The sequence below is a fragment of the Actinomadura sp. NPDC049382 genome, assembly GCF_040677125.1.
Classification (GTDB): domain Bacteria; phylum Actinomycetota; class Actinomycetes; order Streptosporangiales; family Streptosporangiaceae; genus Spirillospora; species Spirillospora geliboluensis.
In genome coordinates this window covers 20991-40755 of record NZ_JBFARO010000045.1, presented here as the reverse complement: position 1 = coordinate 40755, position 19765 = coordinate 20991, and the positions used below count along the sequence as shown (strand labels likewise).

The window sequence follows — 19765 nt, the reverse complement described above, 5'->3', positions numbered from 1 at the left end:
TCAGTCCGTGTCGGAGAGTATCTCCACGACCTGCCGGGCCGTGTCGGCCGGCAGCGGCGGCGGCAGGCCCCGCCACTTGCGGGACGCGGCGAGCGCCGCCGCGCCCGCCCCGCCGCCGTACACGGCCGCCGCGACGAACGACGCCAGCTCGGGCGGCAGCTTCTTCTCCAGCAGCAGCACGTTCATCCGGTAGGTCGCGGCGGTCGCGAGGGCCCCGCAGACCCCGGCGACCGCGCCCAGCCGCAGCGCCGGGACGCGCTGCCGGGCCTTCTCCGCCATCTCCCGCTGCGCGGCGTCGACCACCCGCCGGGCGAGCACCAGGTTCTGCTCCAGCGAGCCGCCGACCTCCGCGGGTTCGCTCGACTCCGTCATGACCTCCGGCTTACCCGCAGGAGGGCGAAGGAACCGGGAGAGCAAAGTGTCACCCTCGGTCACCTGATGACTGCGCTAGGTTTCCGACCGGACCACGCCCCGGAGCCGACAGAGAGGCCGGTCGATGCAACCTTTCGAGCTGCCCGACTTCTACGTCCCGTATCCCGCCCGGCTGAACCCGCACCTGGAGGGCGCGCGGAAGCACACGATGGAGTGGGCCCGCGAGATGAGGATGCTGGACGACGACCGGGATCCCGGCACCCCCCACATCTGGGACGAGCCGGCGCTCGAAGCGATGGACTACGCGCTCCTGTGCGCCTACACCCATCCCGACTGCGACGGCCCCGAACTCGACCTCATCACCGACTGGTACGTCTGGGTGTTCTACTTCGACGACCACTTCCTGGAGGTGTTCAAGAAGACCCAGGACCAGGAGGGCGCCCGCACCTATCTCGACCGGCTGCCGCTGTTCATGTCGCTCGAACCGCCCGAGGCGACGAACGCCGTCGAGCGCGGCCTGGCCGACCTGTGGGCGCGGACCGTCCCCGCCAAGTCGGACGCCTGGCGCGAGCGCTTCTCGGTGAGCACCGTGAACCTGCTGCGCGAGTCGCTGTGGGAGCTGTCCAACATCAGCACCGGGCGCATCCCGAACCCCGTCGAGTACATCGAGATGCGGCGCAAGGTCGGCGGGGCGCCCTGGTCGGCCGATCTCGCCGAGCACGCCGCCGGGGTCGAGATCCCCGAGCGCGTCGTCGGGACGCGGCCGCTGCGCGTCCTGAAGGACACCTTCTCCGACGGCGTCCACCTGCGCAACGACATCTTCTCCTACCAGCGCGAGACCGAGTCCGAGGGCGAGGTCAACAACTGCGTCCTGGTGATGGAGCGGTTCCTGGACGTGGCGCCGCAGACGGCCGCCGACACGGTGAACGACCTGCTGACGTCACGGCTCCGGCAGTTCGAGAACACCGCCGTCACCGAGCTGCCGCACATCGTCGCCGACCACGCGCTCGACCCGGCCGAGCAGGCGAGCGTGGCCGCCTACGTCAAGGCCCTCCAGGACTGGCAGTCCGGCGGCCACGAGTGGCACATGCGCTCCAGCCGCTACATGAACAAGAAGTCGCTCGGGATGTCGGCCGCCCGCATCCCGGCGCTGCTGAAATCGGCCCGGATCAGCCTGCCGCACGTCCCGTTCCAGAAGGTCGGCCCGACGCCGCTGCCGGAGTTCGACATCCCGTACGCGCCGCGCGTCAACCCGCACCGCGAGGCCGCCGGCCGCAACGTGGTCGTGTGGGCGCGGGAGATGGGCATGTTCTCGCCGCATCCGCGGCTGCCCGTGTCGGTGTGGTCGGCCGAGCGGCTCACCGGGATGGCGCTGGAGATCTGCGCGGCGTCGCTGAACCCGGACGCGAGCGCCGAGGGCCTCGACCTCGCCACCCAGTGGCTGGCCTTCGGCACCTACGGCGACGACTTCTTCCCCGCGATCTACAACCGCGACCGCGACATCGCCGGGGCGAAGCTGTTCAACGCCCGCGTCGGCGGCTTCATGCCGCTGGACTGCGGCTCCACTCCCCCGCCCGAGAACGCCTTCGAGGCCGCGCTCGCCGACCTGTGGCCGCGCACCGCCCTGCCCATGGACGACCGGGGCCGCCGCGAGTTCCGCGCCGCCGTCGAGCACATGGTGGAGAGCTGGGTCTGGGAGCTGAACAACCACCTCCAGTCGCGCATCCCCGACCCCGTCGACTACGTCGAGATGCGGCGGCACACGTTCGGCTCCGAGATGACGATGGCCCTGTGCCGGATCGACCACTCCCACGAGATCCCGCCGGAGGTGTTCCGGACGCGCACGCTCCGCGAGATCGACGTGTCGGTGATGGACGTCGCCTGCCTGCTGAACGACTGCTTCTCCTACCAGAAGGAGATCGAGTACGAGGGCGAGCTGAACAACGGCGTCCTCGCCATCGAGAACTTCTTCGGCTGCGGGCGCGACGAGGCGCTGCCGATCGTCAACGACCTCATCACGTCCCGCCGCCGCCAGTTCGAGCACCTGGCCGCCCACGAGCTCCCGGCGCTCGCCGACGAGCTCGGCCTGGACGACACCGCCCGCGCGTCCCTGGACGCCTACGTCGGTGAACTCCGCGACTGGATGGCCGGCATCCTCAAGTGGCACCGCGAGTCCGACCGCTACGACGAGCGCCGGCCGGCCCTGCCCACGCCGAGGGGCATCGGCACGTCGGCGTTCTACCTGTTCAGCCGCGGCGGGCGCGGGAACCCCGTGCCCCGGTGACCGGGGCGGCCGCCCGGATCAGGCGTCGGCGGGCTCGGGGGCGGGACGCGGCGCCGGGATCATGAGGGTGTGGCGCTCGTCGGGCGTCAGGCGCCGGAACACGCGCGTCCGGGCCCGCTCGACGAGCGCCGCGCCGTCGGTGACGACCTCCCAGACCCGGACCGTCCGGTCGCCGGAGGCCGTCGCGACGCGGGCGCCGTCGGGCGACCACGCCACGTCCCAGATGTCGTCGTCGTGGACGGCCGCGACCGACAGCTCCCGGCCGGCCAGGGCGTCCCACAGCCGGACGGTCCGGTCGGCGGACGCCGTCGCCAGCACCCGGCCGTCCGGCGACCACGCCACCGACCACAGCCAGCCGTCGTGCCCGGACAGCACCGACACCTCCGCGCCCTCCGCGGCGTTCCACACCCGGACCGCGCGGTCGCCGGAGAGGGCGGCGATGTGCGCGCCGTCCGGCGACCAGGCCACGGCGCGGACGGCGCCCTGCGGCACGGTCAGCGCGGTGACCCGCAGACCCGTCCGGGCCTCCCAGATCAGGACCGCGCCGTCCTGCGAGCCGGTGGCGATCCGCTCGCCGTCGGGCGACCAGGAGACGGCGCGCACGGTGTCCTCGTGGCCGTCCAGCACGAGCGGCGCGGAGCCGTCGGGCGCCTGCACCCGCACGGTGCGGTCGTCGGAGACGCTGGCCAGCCGGGCGCCGTCCGGAGACCACGCCACGGCCCGCACCCAGTCGCCGTGCTCGGCGAGGACGCTCTCCTCGGCGCCGTCCGCCGACCAGACCCGGACGGTCCGGTCGCGGGAGGCGGTCGCGAGGCGGGCGCCGTCGGGCGACCACGCCACGTCCCAGATCTCGTCGGTGTGCCCGGTCAGCACGCGCGGGCCACCCCCCATGGCGGCGGCGTCCCAGATCCGGACGGTGCCGTCGTGCGAGGCGGAGGCGATCCCGCCCGCCGACCAGTCGACCGCCGACACCGCGCGCTCGTGCCCGCGCATCACCGCGACCTCGGCGGCGCGCTCGGCGTCCCAGAACCGGACGGTGCGGTCGTTGGAGCCGGTCGCGAGGCGGGCGCCGTCCGGCGACCACGCCACCGCGCGCAGCGCCTCGGCGTGCCCGCGGAACACCGCCAGCTCGGTGCCCTCCGCGGCCGACCACAGCCGGATCGTCCGGTCGTGGGACGCGGTGGCGATCCGCGCGCCGTCCGGCGACCACGCGACGGCCCAGACGATGTCGGCGTGCCCGGTCAGCACCAGGCCGACCGCGCCGGTCGCCGCGTCCCACACGCGCGCCGTGCGGTCGTAGGAACCGCTGGCGACGCGGGTGCCGTCGGGCGACCAGACGGCCGTGCGGACGGTGTCCTCGTGGCCCGTCAGCACGGCGGCCTCCCGGCCGTCGGCGGCGTCCCAGATCCGGATCGTGCGGTCGTCGGACGCGCTGGCGAGCCGCGTCCCGTCCGGCGACCACGCCACGTCGCGGACCCAGCCGTCGTGGCCGCTCAGCGTGGCCGTGGCGGTGCCGTCCGCCGGGTCCCAGATCCGGACGTCGCCGTCGCGGGACGCGGAGGCGAGGCGGGTGCCGTCCGGCGACCAGGCCACGCCCCACACCATGTCGCCGTGCCCGCGCAGCAGCGCCACCCGGGTGCGGGCGGCGGTGTCCCAGACCCGGACGGTCCCGTCGTCGGACGCGGACGCGAGCCGCAGCCCGTCCGGCGACCAGGCGAGGGCGACGACCGGGGCCTCGTGCCCGCGCAGCACCGCGACCTCGCCGCCCCCGGCGTCCCACACGCGGACCGTCCGGTCCGAGGACGCGGTCGCGACCAGGGCGCCGTCCGGCGACCACGCCACCGCCCAGACGCGGTCGTCGTGGCCGCGCAGCACGCCCCGCACCCGCGACACCGCGAGCGCCGCCGACAGCGCCCGGCGGGCCAGCGGCGTCGGCGCGCACTCCTCGTGCGCGGCCAGGGCGAGCAGCAGGCTGTGCTCGGGGTCGGTGCGGAAGCCGGTGAGCGCCTGCCGGGCGATCGAGTCGGCGAGCCGCCGCATCGCGACCCCGTCGGACCGGTGCGAGATCTCCACGAACTCGGTGACCAGCGGCTCGGCGGCGGCGAGCCCGTCGGCCTCGGCGAGCCACCTGCGCGCCGCCGCGAGCCGCTCGCCGCGCAGCAGGTACGCCTCCTGGCGGCCGTAGCGGTCCCACTCGGCGGCCCACTGCGCCAGGTCGGCGAGGCGGCGCAGCGCCTCGGCGTGCAGCGCGATCGTCTGCCGCAGCGGCGCCCACGCGGAGAACAGCGCCTCGTGCGAGACGTCGAAGACGGCCTCGTCGCCCTCCTCGCCGCTGGTGCACAGCCGCTCCCGGACGAACGCGTCCACGACCAGCCGGCCGGCGGCGTCGAGCTCGCTCGCCGGCACCCGGCGGCGCGTCGGCCGCCCCTCGGTGAACCGCACGAACTTCAGCAGCGTCTCCAGGACGGGCGGCGCCGGGTCGAGGGCCTCCATCTCGCGCATCACCCGGTCGGCGCGGCGGGTGAGCGCGCCGTCGACGCCGCCGGTCCGGCGGTAGTGCTCGGCGGTGATGGTGCCGTCCCGCCCGACGCGCAGGTACAGCTCGTGCAGCAGGTAGGCAAGCAGCGGCAGCGCCGTCCCGTCGCCGGTGTCGTCGGCCATCTGCGCGACGAGCTCCGGCGGCTCGAACACGATGCCGGCCCGCTCCGCCGGCTCGCGGATCACCGTCCGCAGCGCCGCCCGGTCGAGCGCGGTCACCGTGAACGGGTGCCGGAACAGGGCGGCGTGCTCGCCGCTGAGGAACGCGGTGAGGAACTCGGCGCGGAACACCAGGACGACCCACAGCTTCGGGTCGGCGTCGAGCCCGTCCCGCAGCATCCCGAGGAAGGCGCGGCTGCGCTCCGGGTCGGTGAGCGTCAGCAGTTCCTCGGCCTGGTCGACGACGAGCAGCAGCGACCGGTTACGCCGGCCGCGCCGCAGCGCGTCGAGGTGGCGGCGCAGGTCGCCGGGGCGGTCGCGCAGGTCGGCGGCGATGCGCTCGGCGTCGCCGGTCCCGCCGGCCGCGTCCGCGAGGACGTAGCCGAGGCAGCGGAACGGGTCGTCCTCCGGGGTCAGCGACGGCAGCACGATCCAGGCCCGCTGCTGCCGGAGCCGGGGCAGCACCCCGGCGTGCAGCAGCGACGACTTCCCGACCCCGGACGGCCCGGTCACCGCGATCGACCGCGTGCCGCCGCCCGGCCGCAGCCGCTCGATCAGCTCGTGGACCTCGCCGTCGCGGCCGAAGAAGACGCCGTCGTCCTCCTCGGTGAAGGCGTCCAGGCCCGGGTAGGGCGACCGGTCGGTCTTCCACACCGGCCGGGCGAGGGACCGCCGCTCCTGCGCCTTCTCCCACGCCAGGACGAGCGGGATCAGCAGCATGCACAGGACGATGACGGGCAGCGCCCACTCCTGCACCGCGTGGGTCGTCTGCGGGGAGACCTGCAAGGCCAGGCCCAGCAGCGCCACCAGCAGGATCATCAGGTACCCCGGGAACACTGGACCCCGCCGACGCCCCATTTACCGTCCTCCGGACCCGGAATTCGATCATCACCCGACCCTTCATGCTACTTCCGGGCCGGTTCGCCGCCGGTGCCGCGAAATGCCCGGCGCCGCGCGGACATGTGGGGGGTGTCAGCCGAATCCGCCGCGCCCCGGCGCGCGCGACGAGAGGAGCGGGATTGCCATCCCCTTACGACGATCCGCCCGACGACCGGCGGCGCCGCTTCGAGGAGATCTACGCGGCCCACCGGGCGCAGATCCTCGGGTACGCGATGCGCCGCACCGCCGACCCGCAGGACGCGGCCGACGTCCTCGCCGAGACGTTCCTGACGGCGTGGCGGCGGCTCGACGACGTCCCGCCCGGCGGGCAGGCGCGGCTGTGGCTGTACGGGACGGCGCGCCGGGTGCTCGCCAACCACCACCGCGGCGAGCGCCGCCGGTCCGCGCTGGCCGCCGACCTCGGCGCCCGGCTGCGCACCGCCGCCCCCGCCGCCCCGGACGCGGCGGGCCTCGCCGACGTCGCCGCCGCGTTCCGCACGCTGCCCGAGCGCGACCGGGAGCTGCTGTCCCTGGTCGGCTGGGAGGGGCTGGACCACGGCGAGATAGCGACCGTCCTCGGCTGCTCCCGCAACGCCGTGCGGATCCGCCTGCACCGCGCCCGCCGCCGGTTCGCCCGCGCGCTGGACGGCGCGGACGCGCCCGCCCTGCCCGCCGCCGCGCGCATCCCGAACGGAGAACACGCATGAACCGTGACATCGACTCTCAGATCGCCCGGCTCGCCACCGTCACCGACGCCCAGGCCGCGCGGCTGCTGCCGGACGACGCCGCCGCCGACCTGGCCGACCGCATCACCGCCGCCGCCCCCGGCCCCGCGCCGGCGGCGCCCCGCAGGCGGCGCTCACCGCTGCTGACCTTCGGCCTCCCGCTGGCCACCGCGGGCGTGGCCTGCGCCGCCGCCGTCGCGGTGGCCGTCCTCCCCTCGGACGGCGGACCGGAGCGCACCCCGGCCGTCACCACCGCGAAGCCGAACCCGAACGTCTCCCTCGTGGCGGCCCTGTCCTTCACGCGCAAGGGCGGCTACATCGACGTGAAGGTCCGCGACCCGCTCGCCGACCCGCAGCGGTACCGGGAGGAGTTCGCCCAGCACGGCCTCAAGGTCAAGCTGTCCTTCGTCCCCGGGTCGCCGTCCATCGTCGGCACCGTGGTCATGATGGACACGAGCGACGGCACGAAGCCGGACGACGTCACCACCATCACCGCGAAGGGCGAGTGCGAGACCGGCGGCGGGGGCGACATCTGCCCGGTCGGCGTCCGCGTCCGCACCGACTACAAGGGCAGCGCCGAGATCGTGTTCGCCCGCGCCGCCCGTCCGGGCGAGCAGTACAACAGCAGCGCGCCGGTCACCGCGCCGGGCGAGGCCATGCACGGCATGACGTTCCGGGGCCACCGCGTGGGCGACGTCCTCGCCGCCCTGAAGAAGCGCCACGTCTCGGTGCCCGAGTACCGCTACATGGACGGCAACGAGAGCAAGGCCCTGTACCCGGGCCAGGTTCCGGACTCGTGGTACGTCCACGACGCGGTCCCCTGGGCCAAGGGCCAGGTCCTCCTGTTCGTGGGCGAAACCCCCAAGGAGCGGCCCGCACCGGCCCCGGCCCTCCCCGGCCAGGGCCCGACCGGCTGACGGCTCAGTCGCCCTGGCTGAGGGCGAGGGTGTCGAGGGCCGCGTAGGTGCCGGTGATCGCGACCAGGGCGGCCATCGAGCCGCGCGGGACGTCGCCGCGGGCCAGGTGGACCAGGCCCGCGGCGGTGTCGCACGCGTCCACCAGCAGGCAGAGCCGCCTCCACCGGCGCCGCGCCGCCGGGTCGCTCATCAGGTAGCCGGCGCCGAGCGCGACGGCGCGGCTGCCGAAGACGCGGATGAGGTAGCGGAGCTCGGGGGTGTCCCGGGAGCCCATGCCCGCCAGCTTCAGGTTGAGGCCGGGCGCCGCGAGCGCCAGCGTCCCCCAGGCGACCCGGCCGCCCGCCAACATCTCCAGTGCGCGTTCCATGGCGCCGACCCTGCCAAAGCCCGCGGCGCGGATCGATTACCCCGGAGGTAACAGCGACTCGCGGACGGTCATGAGGGCGAAGCCGAGGAGGTTCTCGCCGCGCCAGGACGCGACCTGCTCGGCGCGGGGGTCGTCGGCGGCGAGGCCGATGCCCCAGACGCGGTCGAGGGGGCTCGCCTCGACGAGGACGCGGTCGCCGGTGCCGGCGAGGTAGTCGCGCAGTTCTTCGTGCTGGGCGAACTTCGCCTCGTTGGCCCGTGTGACTATCGCCACACGATGGTTCCGCCACGTTTCCTCGTCGAAGTTCCGGACGCGGCGGCCGAGGTCTTTCGCGCGGCGGGGATGGGCCGCGGCGATGACGGCGGCGGCCGTTTCCTCGTCGCCGAAGAGGCGGGCTTTCCCAGCCATCATGTAGTGCTCGGCCGTCCGATAGGTGACGCCGTCCACGGTGAAGGGGGACGGCCACCACTGGCTGAGGTAGCCGCGACCAGGGGTCTGATGGCCCCAGAAGAACAGGAACTTCAGGCGGGCGCCCTTGTTCTGCAGGCGGGCCAGTTCGGCTGCGTCCATGGGAGAAGGGTGCCAGGGCGCGGGCGCGGCGGCCATCGGGTTTTCCGGTCGGGAATGGATGATCAATTCCCGGCGTTAGGGGTCCTGCTGCGTCCCTGCTCGGGGGAGGGACGCGGTCTAGACCATTTTGCGAAAGCGGGCCGGTGGCCGGGAACATTTGCTGATCAGACCCCGGCTCGAACTGGGAGGACTGCGGTACCAATGGAGAATGCCCTGGCGAACCCTCGTCGCACGAAGATCGACTCGTGGCCGGAGCGGCGGCCGATGGACGCGGACGCGGAGCGTCCCGCGGAGGCCGAGGCCGGCGAGGATCTCGCGGCGCGCTGATCTGCGCATAGATCAGGACCCGTCCGGTCGATCCGGGCGGGTTCTTCGCGTCTCGGCTCTTCGTCTCAGCGGGGTGCGGCGGTGCTGGCGCGCAGCACGACCTCGCCGGCGACGCGCTCGATGCGGCTGCGGCGGGCGGAGGGCTCGCGCAGGGCGAGGCCCATGACGCGCTCCCCCATCGCGTCGAGCGGCAGCGCGACGGTGGTCAGCGGCGGGGTCAGGTCGCGGACGATCGGGATGTCGTCGAAGCCCGCGAGGGAGATGTCGCCGGGCACTGACAGGCCGCTGTCGCGGAAGGCGGCGAGGGCGCCGATCGCCATCACGTCGGTGACGGCGAACACGCAGGTCGGCGGGGTGTCGCGGCGCAGCAGCTCGGTCGCCGCCGCGTAGCCTCCGTCGCGGGTGAAGGCGGCCTCGACGATGTGCTCCGGGGGGATCCGCACGCCCGCGTCGGCGAGCGCGTCGGCGAAGCCGCCGAGCCGGTCGGACACGGTGGTCAGGGCGCGCGGGCCGGACAGCACGCCGAAGTCGCGGTGGCCGAGGTCGAGCAGCGCGCGGGCGAGGGCGGCGGCGCCCTCCCGGTTCTGCGGCAGCACGGCGTCGACCTTGAGGCTGCGGTGCCGGCTGAGGACGGCGACGCGGCCGCCGGTGCGCTGGTAGGGGTCCAGCTCGGCGGCCATCGAGCGCTCCCAGTCGCGGTCCTCGAAGCCGGAGCCGATGAGCAGGATCGCGCGGGCCCGCTGGGCGCGCAGCATCGCCACGTACTCGATCTCGCGGGCCGGGTCGCGGAACGTGCTGGCGAGCATCACCAGCATCCCGTGGTCGGCGGCGGTGCGCATCACGCCGCGGGCGACGGCGGCGAAGTAGGGGTCGCTGACGTCGTGGCAGATCACCCCGACGGAGGTGCTGGACGCGCTGGCCAGCGCCTGGGCGTGCGCGTTCGGCGTGTAGCTGAGCCGTCCGGCGGAGGCGAGCACGCGCTCCCGGAGGTCGGCGCGGACCTGCGAGGTCCCGTTCAGGACGCGGGACGCGGTGGCGAGGGAGACGCCGGCGTCGCGGGCCACGTCCTGCAGGGTCACGTAGGCCCGCTCCGCGCGCTCCTCCTCGGCCGCTTCGGTCATCACCGCCCCCTCGGTCGACGCCGCCCGGCGCGGCGGGTCTTGGCGAAGACCCTCTTGACCGCGGTGCGCGTCGCTTCCTACGGTACATCAGAAAGCGCTTTCTGAACGCGCTTTCACAGGCACCCGTCCCGGAGGACCCCATGGTGAGTCAGGGCACGACGACCGCGCCGTCCCCAGCGGACGCGCCCGGCGTCGTCGAACGCGGCCGGCCCGGCGCGGGCGAGCGGCTACGCGACGGCCTGGAGCGGTCGTGGCGGCCGGTCGCGCTGCTGCTGGCCTGCTTCGCGGCCTGGTGGGCCGTCAGCGCGTTCAAGCTGGTCGAGGAGTACCTCGTCCCCTCGCCCGGCGCGACGCTGCGGCTGATGGCCGACAAGTGGGGCTACATCTGGCACCACACGTGGGTCACCACGTACGAGACCCTGATCGGCTTCGCGCTCGCGGTGCTCATCGGGGTCGCGGCCGCGGTGATCATGGTGTACTCGTCCACGGTCGAGCGCACCCTCTACCCGATCCTGCTGTTCGCGCAGGTCATCCCGAAGATCGCGATCGCCCCGCTGTTCGTGGTGTGGCTCGGCTTCGGGATCGGCCCCAAGATCGTCGTCGCGGTCCTGATCGCGTTCTTCCCGGTGGTGATCTCGATGGTCGCCGGGCTGAAGGCGGTGGACCCGGAGATGCTGCAGCTGTCGGCCACGATGGGCGCGAGCCCGCTGGCCACCTTCGCCAAGATCCGGCTGCCCGCCTCGCTCCCGCACCTGTTCTCCGGCCTGAAGGTCGCGGTCACCCTCGCCGTCACCGGCGCCGTCGTCGGCGAGTTCGTCGGCGCGAACGAGGGGCTCGGCTACGTGATCCTGCAGGCCAACGGCAACCTCGACACCCCGATGCTGTTCGCCGGGCTGCTGGTCATGTCGGCCATCGGCGTCGTGATGTTCGTCGTCGTCGAGGTCGCGGAGAAGCTGCTGCTGCCCTGGCACGCGAGCAACCGCGGCGAAGCCGTCACCACCACCTACTGACCCCCCGCCGCAACCCCACCCCATACGGAGGGCCGTCCGATATGAAACTCCGCACCTTCGCCATCGCCGTCCTCGCACCGGTCGTGGCGTTCGCCGGGACCGCCTGCGGCGGGGACTCCGACGAGACCACGAGCGCCTCGGGCAAGAAGCTGACCAAGGTCACGCTGACCCTGAACTGGTACCCGTACGGCGAGCACGCGCCGTTCTACTACGGCAAGAAGAAGGGCATCTACGAGAAGCACGGCATCGACCTGGAGATCAAGGCCGGGCAGGGGTCGCAGAAGACCGTCCAGGCCGCCGCCGCCGGGCAGACCGACTTCGGCTGGGCCGACACGCCCGCGCTGCTGGCCGCCGTCGACAAGGGCATGCCGGTCAAGAGCGTCGGCGTGTTCCTGCAGACCACGCCCGCGTCGGTGCAGTCGTTCACCTCGTCCGGGATCAAGAAGCCCGCCGACCTGAAGGGCAAGAAGATCGCCGGGACGGCCGGGGACGCGCTGGCCCGCACCTTCCCGGTGTTCCTGCAGAAGAACGGGATCAACCCGAGCGAGGTGCCCGTCCAGAACACCGACCCGGCCGGGAAGATGGCCGCGGTGCTGTCCGGCAAGACGGCCGGGCTGATGGGCTTCGCCAACGACCAGGGCCCGACGATGGCCGACAAGTCCGGCAAGGGCGTCTCGTACCTGCGGTACGCCGACTTCGGGCTGAACTTCTTCTCCAACGGCCTGATCGTCGGCGAGCGGAAGCTGAAGAGCGACGCCGACCTCGTCAAGAAGATGGTCGCCGCCACGAGCGAGTCGTGGACGGCGGCGGAGGGCGACCAGGCGGGCGCCGTCGCGAGCATGGCCGGCGCGTCCGAGCAGCTCCCGCCGGAGAAGGTCATCACCGAGCAGTTCAAGACCACGCTGACCCTGCTGCACACGCCCGCGACGCAGGGCAAGGCCCCCGGCGTGAACGCCGAGGACGACTGGAAGACCACCATCACCACCTTCCAGCAGGCCGGAGTCATCGAGAAGGCGCAGCCGCCGTCGGAGTACTGGCAGGCGTCGGCCGCTCCGCAGTCATGACGGGACGAGCGATGAAGACCATGAGCAAATCGGCAGCCGAACCGGAGACCGGGCGGGAGACCGCCGTCAGCCTCGACGGGGTCGCGGTCAAGTTCCGCAGCCGCAAGCGCGACGTCACCGCCCTGCGCGAGGTGTCGCTGGACGTCGCGATGGGCGAGTTCGTCGCCATCGTCGGGCCGTCCGGCTGCGGCAAGTCCACGATGCTGAAGCTGGTCGCGGGCCTGCTGAAGCCCTCGACCGGGAACGTTCTCCTGCGCGGCGACAAGGTCACCGGACCGCGCCACGACATCGGCTACGTGTTCCAGCGCGCCGCGCTGCTGGAGTGGCGCAGCGCCCGCAAGAACATCCTGCTCCAGGCGGAGATGCGCAAGATGCCGGCCGAGCAGGCCCGCCGGCGCACCGCCGAGCTGATCGAGATGACCGGCCTGACCGGGTTCGAGGACGCGCTGCCGCACGAGCTGTCCGGCGGCATGCAGCAGCGGGTCGCGCTGTGCCGCGCGCTGCTGCACGAGCCGCCCGTCCTGCTGATGGACGAGCCGTTCGGCGCCCTCGACGCGCTCACCCGCGAGCAGCTCAACGTCGAGATGAACCGGATCTGGCGGGAGACGGGCACGACGATCCTGCTCGTCACGCACTCGATCGCGGAGGCCGCGTACCTGGCCGACCGGGTCGTGGTGATGAGCGACCGGCCCGGCACGATCGAGGAGGTCATCGACGTCGACCTGCCGCCGGAGCGCGACTACGCGGCCACCATGGCCCGCCCCGAGTTCGCCCGCGTCACCAACCGCGTCCGAGGTCTGCTCGGCGCGGGTGCCGCGGCCGATTGACACGTACACCACAGGTTGGGAAGGAACGGGATGGAACGCAGGTCCATCGGGATCGTCATGAACGGCGTCACCGGCCGGATGGGGTACCGCCAGCACCTCCTCCGCTCGATCCTCGCGATCCGCGAGCAGGGCGGGGTGCGCACGGGCGACGGCACCGTGCTGTGGCCGGAGCCGGTGCTCGTCGGGCGCAGCGAGGCCAAGCTGCGCGACCTCGCGGAGCGGCACGGGCTGACCGCGTGGACGACGGACCTGGCCGAGGCGCTGGCGCGTCCGGGCATCGACGTCTACTTCGACGCGCAGGTCACCGGCGCGCGGGTGGACGCGATCCGGGCGGCCGTCGCGGCGGGCAAGCACGTCTACACCGAGAAGCCGCTCGCCGAGGACCTGGACGAGGCGCTCGCGCTGGCCCGGCTCGCCGACGAGGCGGGCATCAAGCACGGCGTCGTCCAGGACAAGCTGTTCCTGCCGGGCCTGCTCAAGCTGAAGCGGCTGGTGGACGGCGGCTTCTTCGGCCGCATCCTGTCGGTGCGCGGCGAGTTCGGCTACTGGGTGTTCGAGGGCGACTGGCAGGACGCGCAGCGGCCGAGCTGGAACTACCGGGCCGAGGACGGCGGCGGGATCATCCTCGACATGTTCTGCCACTGGCGGTACGTGCTGGACGGGGTGGTCGCGCCCGTCCGGTCCGTGCAGGCGCTCGGGGCGACGCACATCCCCGAGCGGGTGGACGAGGACGGCAAGCCCTACGAGGCGACCGCCGACGACGCCGCCTACGGCATCTTCGAGCTGGACGGCGGGATCGTCGCGCAGGTCAACTCGTCCTGGACGACCCGCGTGTTCCGCGACGAGCTGGTGGAGTTCCAGGTGGACGGGACGGAGGGCTCGGCGGTCGCGGGGCTGCGGCGCTGCCGCGTCCAGCACCGGTCGATGACGCCGAAGCCGGTGTGGAACCCCGACCTGCCCGCCACCGAGGACTTCCGCTCGCAGTGGCAGGAGATCCCCGACAACGTCGAGTTCGACAACGGGTTCAAGGCGCAGTGGGAGATGTTCCTGCGGCACGTCGCCGACGACGGCCCGTTCCCCTGGGACTTCTACGCGGGTGCGCGCGGCGTGCAGCTCGCCGAGCTGGGGCTGCGGTCCTGGCGGGAGGGCCGCCGGCTGGAGGTTCCGGACCTGTGAAGATCGATCTGACGGGTTCGCTCACGCCCTACACGATGGGCGAACCGCGCACCTACGAGCCGCCTCCGGGGCCGAGCACGGCGCGGGTCGCGTACGCGGCCGCGCACGTGGTGCCCGAGCTGTCCGGCGACTCGCTCGACTGGGACACGACGCTGGCGTTCCGGCGGCACCTGTGGTCGTACGGGCTCGGCGTCGCGGAGGCGATGGACACCGCGCAGCGCGGCATGGGCCTGGACTGGGCGGCGACCCGCGAGCTCATTCTGCGGAGCGGTCGGGAAGCGCTTTCAGTCGGCGGCCGGATCGTCTGCGGCGCGGGCACCGACCAGCTCCCGCCCGGCCCCGCGACGCTGGAGCAGATCGTCGCCGCCTACACCGAGCAGCTCGCGGTGATCGAGTCGGCCGGCGCCGTCCCCGTGCTGATGGCGAGCCGCCACCTGGCCGCCGCGGCGCGCGGCCCGGAGGACTACGCCGACGTCTACGGGCGGCTGCTCGCGCAGGTCGAGCGGCCGGCCGTCCTGCACTGGCTGGGGCCGATGTTCGACCCGGCGCTGGACGGCTACTGGGGCTCCCCCGACCTCGACGTGGCGACCGGCGCGCTGCTGGCCCTCATCGAGGACCACGCGTCCCGGATCGACGGGGTGAAGATCTCGCTGCTGGACGCCGACCGGGAGATCGCGTTCCGGCGCCGGCTGCCGGCCGGCGTGCGCCTCTACACCGGCGACGACTTCAACTACCCGGAGCTGATCAAGGGCGACGCCGAGGGGCACAGCGACGCGCTGCTCGGCATCTTCGACCCGATCGCGCCCGCCGCCGCCGCGGCCCTGCGCGCCCTGGACGGCGGCGACCTCGCCTCCTACGAGGAGATCTTCGCCCCGACCGTGCCGCTGTCGCGCCACCTGTTCGAGGCGCCCACCTACTACTACAAGACAGGTGTGGTGTTCCTGGCCTGGCTGACCGACCACCAGCCGCACTTCCGCATGGTCGGCGGGCTGGAGACCGCGCGTTCCGTGCCGCACATGGTGCGCCTGTTCCAGCTCGCCGACGCCGCCGGCCTCTTCCCCGACCCCGGGCTGGCGGCGCACCGGATGCGCGCCTGGCTGACCGTCCAAGGAGCCGCATGACGAGGTTCAGTCTCAACCAGTGGACGACCCGGCACTGGTCCCTGCCCGACCTGGCCGAAGGCTGCGCCGCGGCCGGTGTGACGGGCGTCGGCCTGTGGCGGGAGCCCGTCGCCGAGTACGGCCTGGCCCGCACCGGCAAGCTCATGCACGACCACGGGCTCGCGGTCACGTCCCTGTGCCGGGGCGGCTTCTTCCAGGAGCCGGACGCGCTGGAGAACAACCGGCGCGCCATCGAGGAGGCCGCCGAACTGGGCGCGCCCTCCCTGTGCCTGGTGAGCGGCGGTCTGCCGGACGGTTCCCGTGACCTGGACGGCGCGCGCGCACGCGTCGCCGACCTCCTCGCAGAACTGGCGCCCTACGCGGGCGAGCACGGCGTGCAGCTCGCGATCGAGCCGCTGCACCCGATGTACTGCTCCGACCGCTGCGTGGTCTCCACCCTCGCGCAGGCGCTCGACCTGGCGGCGCCGTTCCCGGCCGCGCAGGTCGGCGTCATGATCGACACCTACCACCTGTGGTGGGACCCGGACGCCTGGGCGGGCATCGCCCGCGCGGGCGCCGAGGGCCGGATCTCGCTGTTCCAGGTCGCGGACTGGGTGACGCCGCTGCCCGAGGGCGTCCTCACCGGGCGCGGCATGCTCGGCGACGGGTGCGTGGAGCTGCGCCGCTTCCGCGAGGCCGTGGACGCGACCGGCTACACCGGCCCGATCGAGGTCGAGATCTTCAACGACGCGCTGTGGGCCATGCCCGGCGCGGAGGCCCTCGCCCTCACGCTGGCGCGCTTCGCGGAACACGTCGCGTGACGTCCGCGCCGGCCCGTCCGCGCGCGTCCGGGGACGGGGGACGGACCTGGCGGGCGGCGTCCGGCGCGTGGCTCGGGATCGGCACGGCGCCGGGCGCGCTCGTCCTCGGCGCGCAGGTCGGCGGGCGGCACGGCGGCGCGCTGCCGCTGCTGGTCCTGCTGGTCGGCGGCGCCGTCATGACGGTGCTGCTGCTCGCGCAGGGACGGCTCGGCCTGCGCGCGCCCGCCGGGGAGGACGCGGGCATGGCCGAGCTGGCGCCGCGCTACCTCCCGCCGGTCGCCGAGCGCGCGTTCACCGCGCTGCTCGCGGTCGCGATGGTGGGCTGGTTCGGGTTCAACCTCGGCCTCGGCGGCGCGGCGGCCGCTGCGCTCGGCGGCGTCCCGGACGCGGTCGGCGTCACGGCGCTGGCCGTCCCGCTGGTCGCGGTGCTGATCGCGGGCGGCGGGCGGTGGAACGCGATCGCCGTCGTCACCACGCTCACCGCGATCGCGCTGATCGGCATCGTGGCGGTGAAGCTCGCGCCGCCCGCGTCCCCGGTGTCGCTCGCGCGGGACGGGCCGCCGGGCGTCCTCGCCGCCGACCTCGCCGGATACATCGGCTACGTGTCGGTGTTCGCCGTCCGGGCCCCGGACTTCACGGTCGGCCTGCGCGGGCGCGGCGACCTCGCGGCCTGCGTCGCGCTGCTCGTCGTCCCGGCGCTCGCGGCCTCCGTCGTGGGCGCCGGGGTGGCGGCGGCGAGCGGCTCCACCGACGTCGTCGCCGTCCTCGCCGGGCCGGACGGGCTGCCGGCCGCGAACCTGTTCGTCGCCGCGTCGGTCATCGCCCCGACGCTGGCCGCCGTGCACTCCGGCGCGCTCGCCGTCCGCCGCTTCCTGCCCGCCGAACGCCCGGACGCCGGACGGCCGGCGGACGTCATGGCGCGGCTGCGCTCGCGGCAGACGGTGGCCGTCCTGGCGATCGCCGTGCCGGGCGCGGTGCTCGCCGCGCTGCGCGTGGACCGGATGCTGCTCGACTGGCTGACGGTGCTGGCCGCGGCGCTGCCGGCGCTCGTCCCGCCGATGGCGGCGGAGGCGGCACGGCGGCGGCGCGGACGGCCCGCGCGCCCCGTGGCCACCTGGATCTGGGCCCCCGGAGCGGCGGTGGCGGTGGCGTTGACCGTGGCGGGCCACGCGGCGGCGGCCCCCGTCGGCCTGCTCGTGTCCGTGGCCGGGACGCTCGCCCACGCGTGGCGCCGCCGGGCGAGGGCGTGACCCGATGTGGACATGCGACAAGTCCGAAATTCGTTCTTGACGCCGGGCGGGGGCGGTCGTACGTTCGAGAAAGCGCTTCCAGAAAGCGCTTTCCAGCCACCACCTAACCCCCTTTGGACGGCCGGAATGCAACGAAGGCTCCACTGGTGTCTCCTCGCGCTCGCGGCGCTGCTGCTGCCGCTGCTCGCCGTACCCCCGGCGGCGCAGGCGCGCGACGACGCGCCGATCCTCGACCCGATCCCCGACGACCCCGCCCCCTCCGGGCTCGGCCTCGTCCTGCAGGAGGTCGCGCAACTCCCGCAGTCGAAGCCCACCGGAACCCCCACCGACCCCCGGCTGCTGCGGTGGAACCGCATCAACTACGTCGGCGAGGTCCCCGACCACTCGGGCCGGCTGTACGTGCCCGACCTGAACGGCAAGCTGTACCTGCTCGACAAGAAGACCCGCACCCCGAGCGTCTACCTGGACGTCGGCGAGACGTTCGCGCCCGACTTCTTCTCCCAGGCCGGGCTCGGGCAGGGCTTCGGGTTCGTGGCGTTCCACCCCGACTTCCGCGAGAACGGCAAGTTCTACACCGCGCACGTCGAGGCCGGGAACGCGCTGAAGACCAAGACCCCCGACCTCACGCCGCAGCCGAACACCGGCTACCACGGCGTCATCGACGAGTGGACGGCGTCCGACCCGAAGGCCGGCACGTTCTCCGGGACGCACCGCGAGGTCCTGCGCATCGGGTTCTCCGGGCGCATCCACAACCTCCAGCAGATCGACTTCAACCCCAACGCCCGTCCCGGCGACGCCGACTACGGGATGCTCTACCTGACGGTCGGCGACGGCGGCAACGGCAACGTCGGCGACAACGGCGGCGACCCGCAGAACCTCGCCGTCCCGCAGGGGAAGATCCTGCGCATCGACCCGGCCGGGACCAACAGCGCGAACGGCAAGTACGGCGTCCCCGCCGACAACCCGTTCGCCGGCCAGGCCGGCAAGCTCGGCGAGATCTACGCCTACGGCATGCGCGACCCGCACCGGTTCAGCTGGGACACCGGCGGCACCCACCGGATGTTCCTCGCGCACATCGGCGAGCACGAGATCGAGTCGATCCACGAGATCTACCCCGGCGCCAACATCGGCTGGAGCGAGCGGGAGGGCGCGTTCACCTTCCGCAAGGACGACCGCTGCCACCTGTACCCGCTGCCCGCGGACGACGACAAGTACGACTACGAGTACCCGCTCGCGGCCTACGACCACGACCCGCCGCCGGACTGGGACTGCCGCAGCGACGTCGGCCACGCCATCTCCGGCGGCTACGTCTACCGGGGCGCGAAGCTGCCCGCGCTGCGCGGCAAGTACCTGTTCACCGACATCGTCGACGGCCGGCTCATGTACACCGAAGAGTCGGAGATGAAGCACGACGCGTCCGGCAAGAACCGCGCGCAGATCTACGAGCTGGCGGCCTACGACACGTCCGGCAAGCCCGTCACGATGCGGGAGCTGGCCGGTGACGAGCGCGTCGACCTGCGCTACGGCATGGACGCCAAGGGCGAGCCGTACCTGCTCGCCAAGGCCAACGGCAAGGTCTGGAAGGTCGTCGGGACGAAGCGGGTCGCGTCCTGCAAGGCGGGCCCGGTCCAGGTCAAGCACGCCACGGACGCCGGGAGCTGGGCACCGGTCACGCCGTCGAAGTGGACGTTCACCGGTGGCGAGGTCGTCCTCGCCGAGGCCGGCGAGCAGCGGCCCGGCCCGCGCCGCCCGTTCGAGTACGCGGTGCTCACCAAGGGACCGGTGCTCGGCTCGACGCGGATCGAGGCGCAGGTGCGGCTCGACACGCCGGTGTCGGTCAGCAACCGGGACGTCATCGTCGTCTTCGGCTACCAGGACGACACGCACTTCTATTACGCGCACCTGTCCAGCGACAACACCATCTACCCGCACAACGGGATCTTCCTGGTGAACGGCGCCGACCGGCAGCGCATCGACCAGCAGTGGAACGCCAACCGGTCGCACGGCGCGCCGCCGTCCATCACGGACGAGGCGTGGCACGGCGTCCGGGTGGACCGCTGCGCCGAGACCGGCGAGACCGCCGTGTACGTGGACGGCTCGTCCCGCCCCGTGTTCACGGCGCTCGACACGACCCTCGGCTCCGGCCGGGTGGGCTTCGGCTCGTTCGACAACACCGGCCGGCTCCGCGGCCTGACCGTCCGCGGAACCCCAGCGAAGTAACGGCCTCCTCCGGGCGGGCGGCGGGCACCGGCGCCCGC

17 protein-coding genes are annotated in these 19765 nt (G+C 73.5%); 12 read left to right on the top strand and 5 right to left on the bottom strand.

From position 1 onward, the window contains the following. Entirely contained in the window at positions 1-372 is a 372-nt protein-coding gene (locus tag AB0K34_RS24925) for a phage holin family protein (protein WP_364551141.1), read from the bottom strand. A 124-nt stretch (positions 373-496) separates the two neighbouring features. Here AB0K34_RS24925 and AB0K34_RS24920 point away from each other — a divergent pair, with 124 nt between their 5' ends. After that, entirely contained in the window at positions 497-2656 is a 2160-nt protein-coding gene (locus tag AB0K34_RS24920; RefSeq protein ID WP_364551139.1) for a germacradienol/geosmin synthase, read from the top strand. 18 nt (positions 2657-2674) lie between these two features. On the opposite strand, the gene AB0K34_RS24915 is transcribed toward AB0K34_RS24920, so the two are convergent. Next, positions 2675-6172, bottom strand: a complete 3498-nt coding sequence (locus tag AB0K34_RS24915) for a WD40 repeat domain-containing protein (RefSeq protein ID WP_364551137.1) — start codon at positions 6170-6172, stop codon at positions 2675-2677. Positions 6173-6372: 200 nt separating this feature from the next. On the opposite strand from AB0K34_RS24915, the gene AB0K34_RS24910 reads away from it, so the two are divergent. Then, on the top strand, positions 6373-6939 hold the full coding sequence (locus AB0K34_RS24910) for a sigma-70 family RNA polymerase sigma factor (protein WP_138635502.1): 567 nt from the start codon (positions 6373-6375) through the stop codon (positions 6937-6939). Continuing rightward, a complete protein-coding gene (locus AB0K34_RS24905) occupies positions 6936-7874 on the top strand; it encodes a hypothetical protein (protein WP_364551136.1) in 939 nt (312 codons plus the stop codon). Before AB0K34_RS24910 ends, AB0K34_RS24905 begins: the two co-directional genes overlap by 4 nt. A 4-nt stretch (positions 7875-7878) precedes the next feature. Here AB0K34_RS24905 and AB0K34_RS24900 read toward each other — a convergent pair whose 3' ends face one another. Both AB0K34_RS24900 and AB0K34_RS24895 read right to left on the bottom strand, forming a co-directional pair. After that, entirely contained in the window at positions 7879-8241 is a 363-nt protein-coding gene (locus tag AB0K34_RS24900) for a hypothetical protein (RefSeq protein ID WP_138635504.1), read from the bottom strand. Positions 8242-8277: 36 nt separating this feature from the next. Next, positions 8278-8811 (bottom strand): NADAR family protein, encoded by a 534-nt coding sequence (locus AB0K34_RS24895; protein ID WP_301174781.1) that lies wholly within the window; start codon positions 8809-8811, stop codon positions 8278-8280. 201 nt (positions 8812-9012) lie between these two features. Between AB0K34_RS24895 and AB0K34_RS24890 the strand changes: the two genes are divergently transcribed. Beyond that, on the top strand, positions 9013-9138 hold the full coding sequence (locus tag AB0K34_RS24890) for a hypothetical protein (protein WP_274704593.1): 126 nt from the start codon (positions 9013-9015) through the stop codon (positions 9136-9138). Positions 9139-9203: 65 nt separating this feature from the next. On the opposite strand, the gene AB0K34_RS24885 is transcribed toward AB0K34_RS24890, so the two are convergent. Beyond that, positions 9204-10259 carry a LacI family DNA-binding transcriptional regulator gene (locus AB0K34_RS24885; protein WP_138635506.1) on the bottom strand — a complete coding sequence of 352 codons (1056 nt, stop codon included), beginning with the start codon at positions 10257-10259 and terminating at the stop codon, positions 9204-9206. Between the two features lie 140 nt (positions 10260-10399). Here AB0K34_RS24885 and AB0K34_RS24880 point away from each other — a divergent pair, with 140 nt between their 5' ends. The 8 genes from AB0K34_RS24880 (at position 10400) to AB0K34_RS24845 (ending at position 19727) form a co-directional block, all read left to right on the top strand. After that, a complete protein-coding gene (locus tag AB0K34_RS24880) occupies positions 10400-11269 on the top strand; it encodes an ABC transporter permease (protein WP_171068902.1) in 870 nt (289 codons plus the stop codon). Positions 11270-11310: 41 nt separating this feature from the next. After that, a complete protein-coding gene (locus AB0K34_RS24875; RefSeq protein WP_301174782.1) occupies positions 11311-12333 on the top strand; it encodes an ABC transporter substrate-binding protein in 1023 nt (340 codons plus the stop codon). Positions 12334-12353: 20 nt separating this feature from the next. Then, complete coding sequence (locus AB0K34_RS24870; protein ID WP_364551132.1) at positions 12354-13160, top strand: ABC transporter ATP-binding protein; 807 nt, start codon at positions 12354-12356, stop codon at positions 13158-13160. 30 nt (positions 13161-13190) lie between these two features. Further along, positions 13191-14336, top strand: a complete 1146-nt coding sequence (locus tag AB0K34_RS24865) for a Gfo/Idh/MocA family oxidoreductase (protein ID WP_138635509.1) — start codon at positions 13191-13193, stop codon at positions 14334-14336. Next, a complete protein-coding gene (locus tag AB0K34_RS24860) occupies positions 14333-15457 on the top strand; it encodes a dihydrodipicolinate synthase family protein (RefSeq protein WP_364551130.1) in 1125 nt (374 codons plus the stop codon). Before AB0K34_RS24865 ends, AB0K34_RS24860 begins: the two co-directional genes overlap by 4 nt. Continuing rightward, positions 15454-16257, top strand: a complete 804-nt coding sequence (locus AB0K34_RS24855) for a sugar phosphate isomerase/epimerase family protein (protein WP_364551128.1) — start codon at positions 15454-15456, stop codon at positions 16255-16257. The genes AB0K34_RS24860 and AB0K34_RS24855 overlap by 4 nt, the downstream gene beginning before the upstream one ends. Further along, complete coding sequence (locus AB0K34_RS24850; protein ID WP_364551126.1) at positions 16254-17507, top strand: hypothetical protein; 1254 nt, start codon at positions 16254-16256, stop codon at positions 17505-17507. Before AB0K34_RS24855 ends, AB0K34_RS24850 begins: the two co-directional genes overlap by 4 nt. A gap of 126 nt (positions 17508-17633) precedes the next feature. Further along, positions 17634-19727, top strand: coding sequence for a PQQ-dependent sugar dehydrogenase (locus AB0K34_RS24845; RefSeq protein WP_364551124.1), 2094 nt, complete (start codon positions 17634-17636; stop codon positions 19725-19727). Positions 19728-19765: the final 38 nt, after the last annotated feature.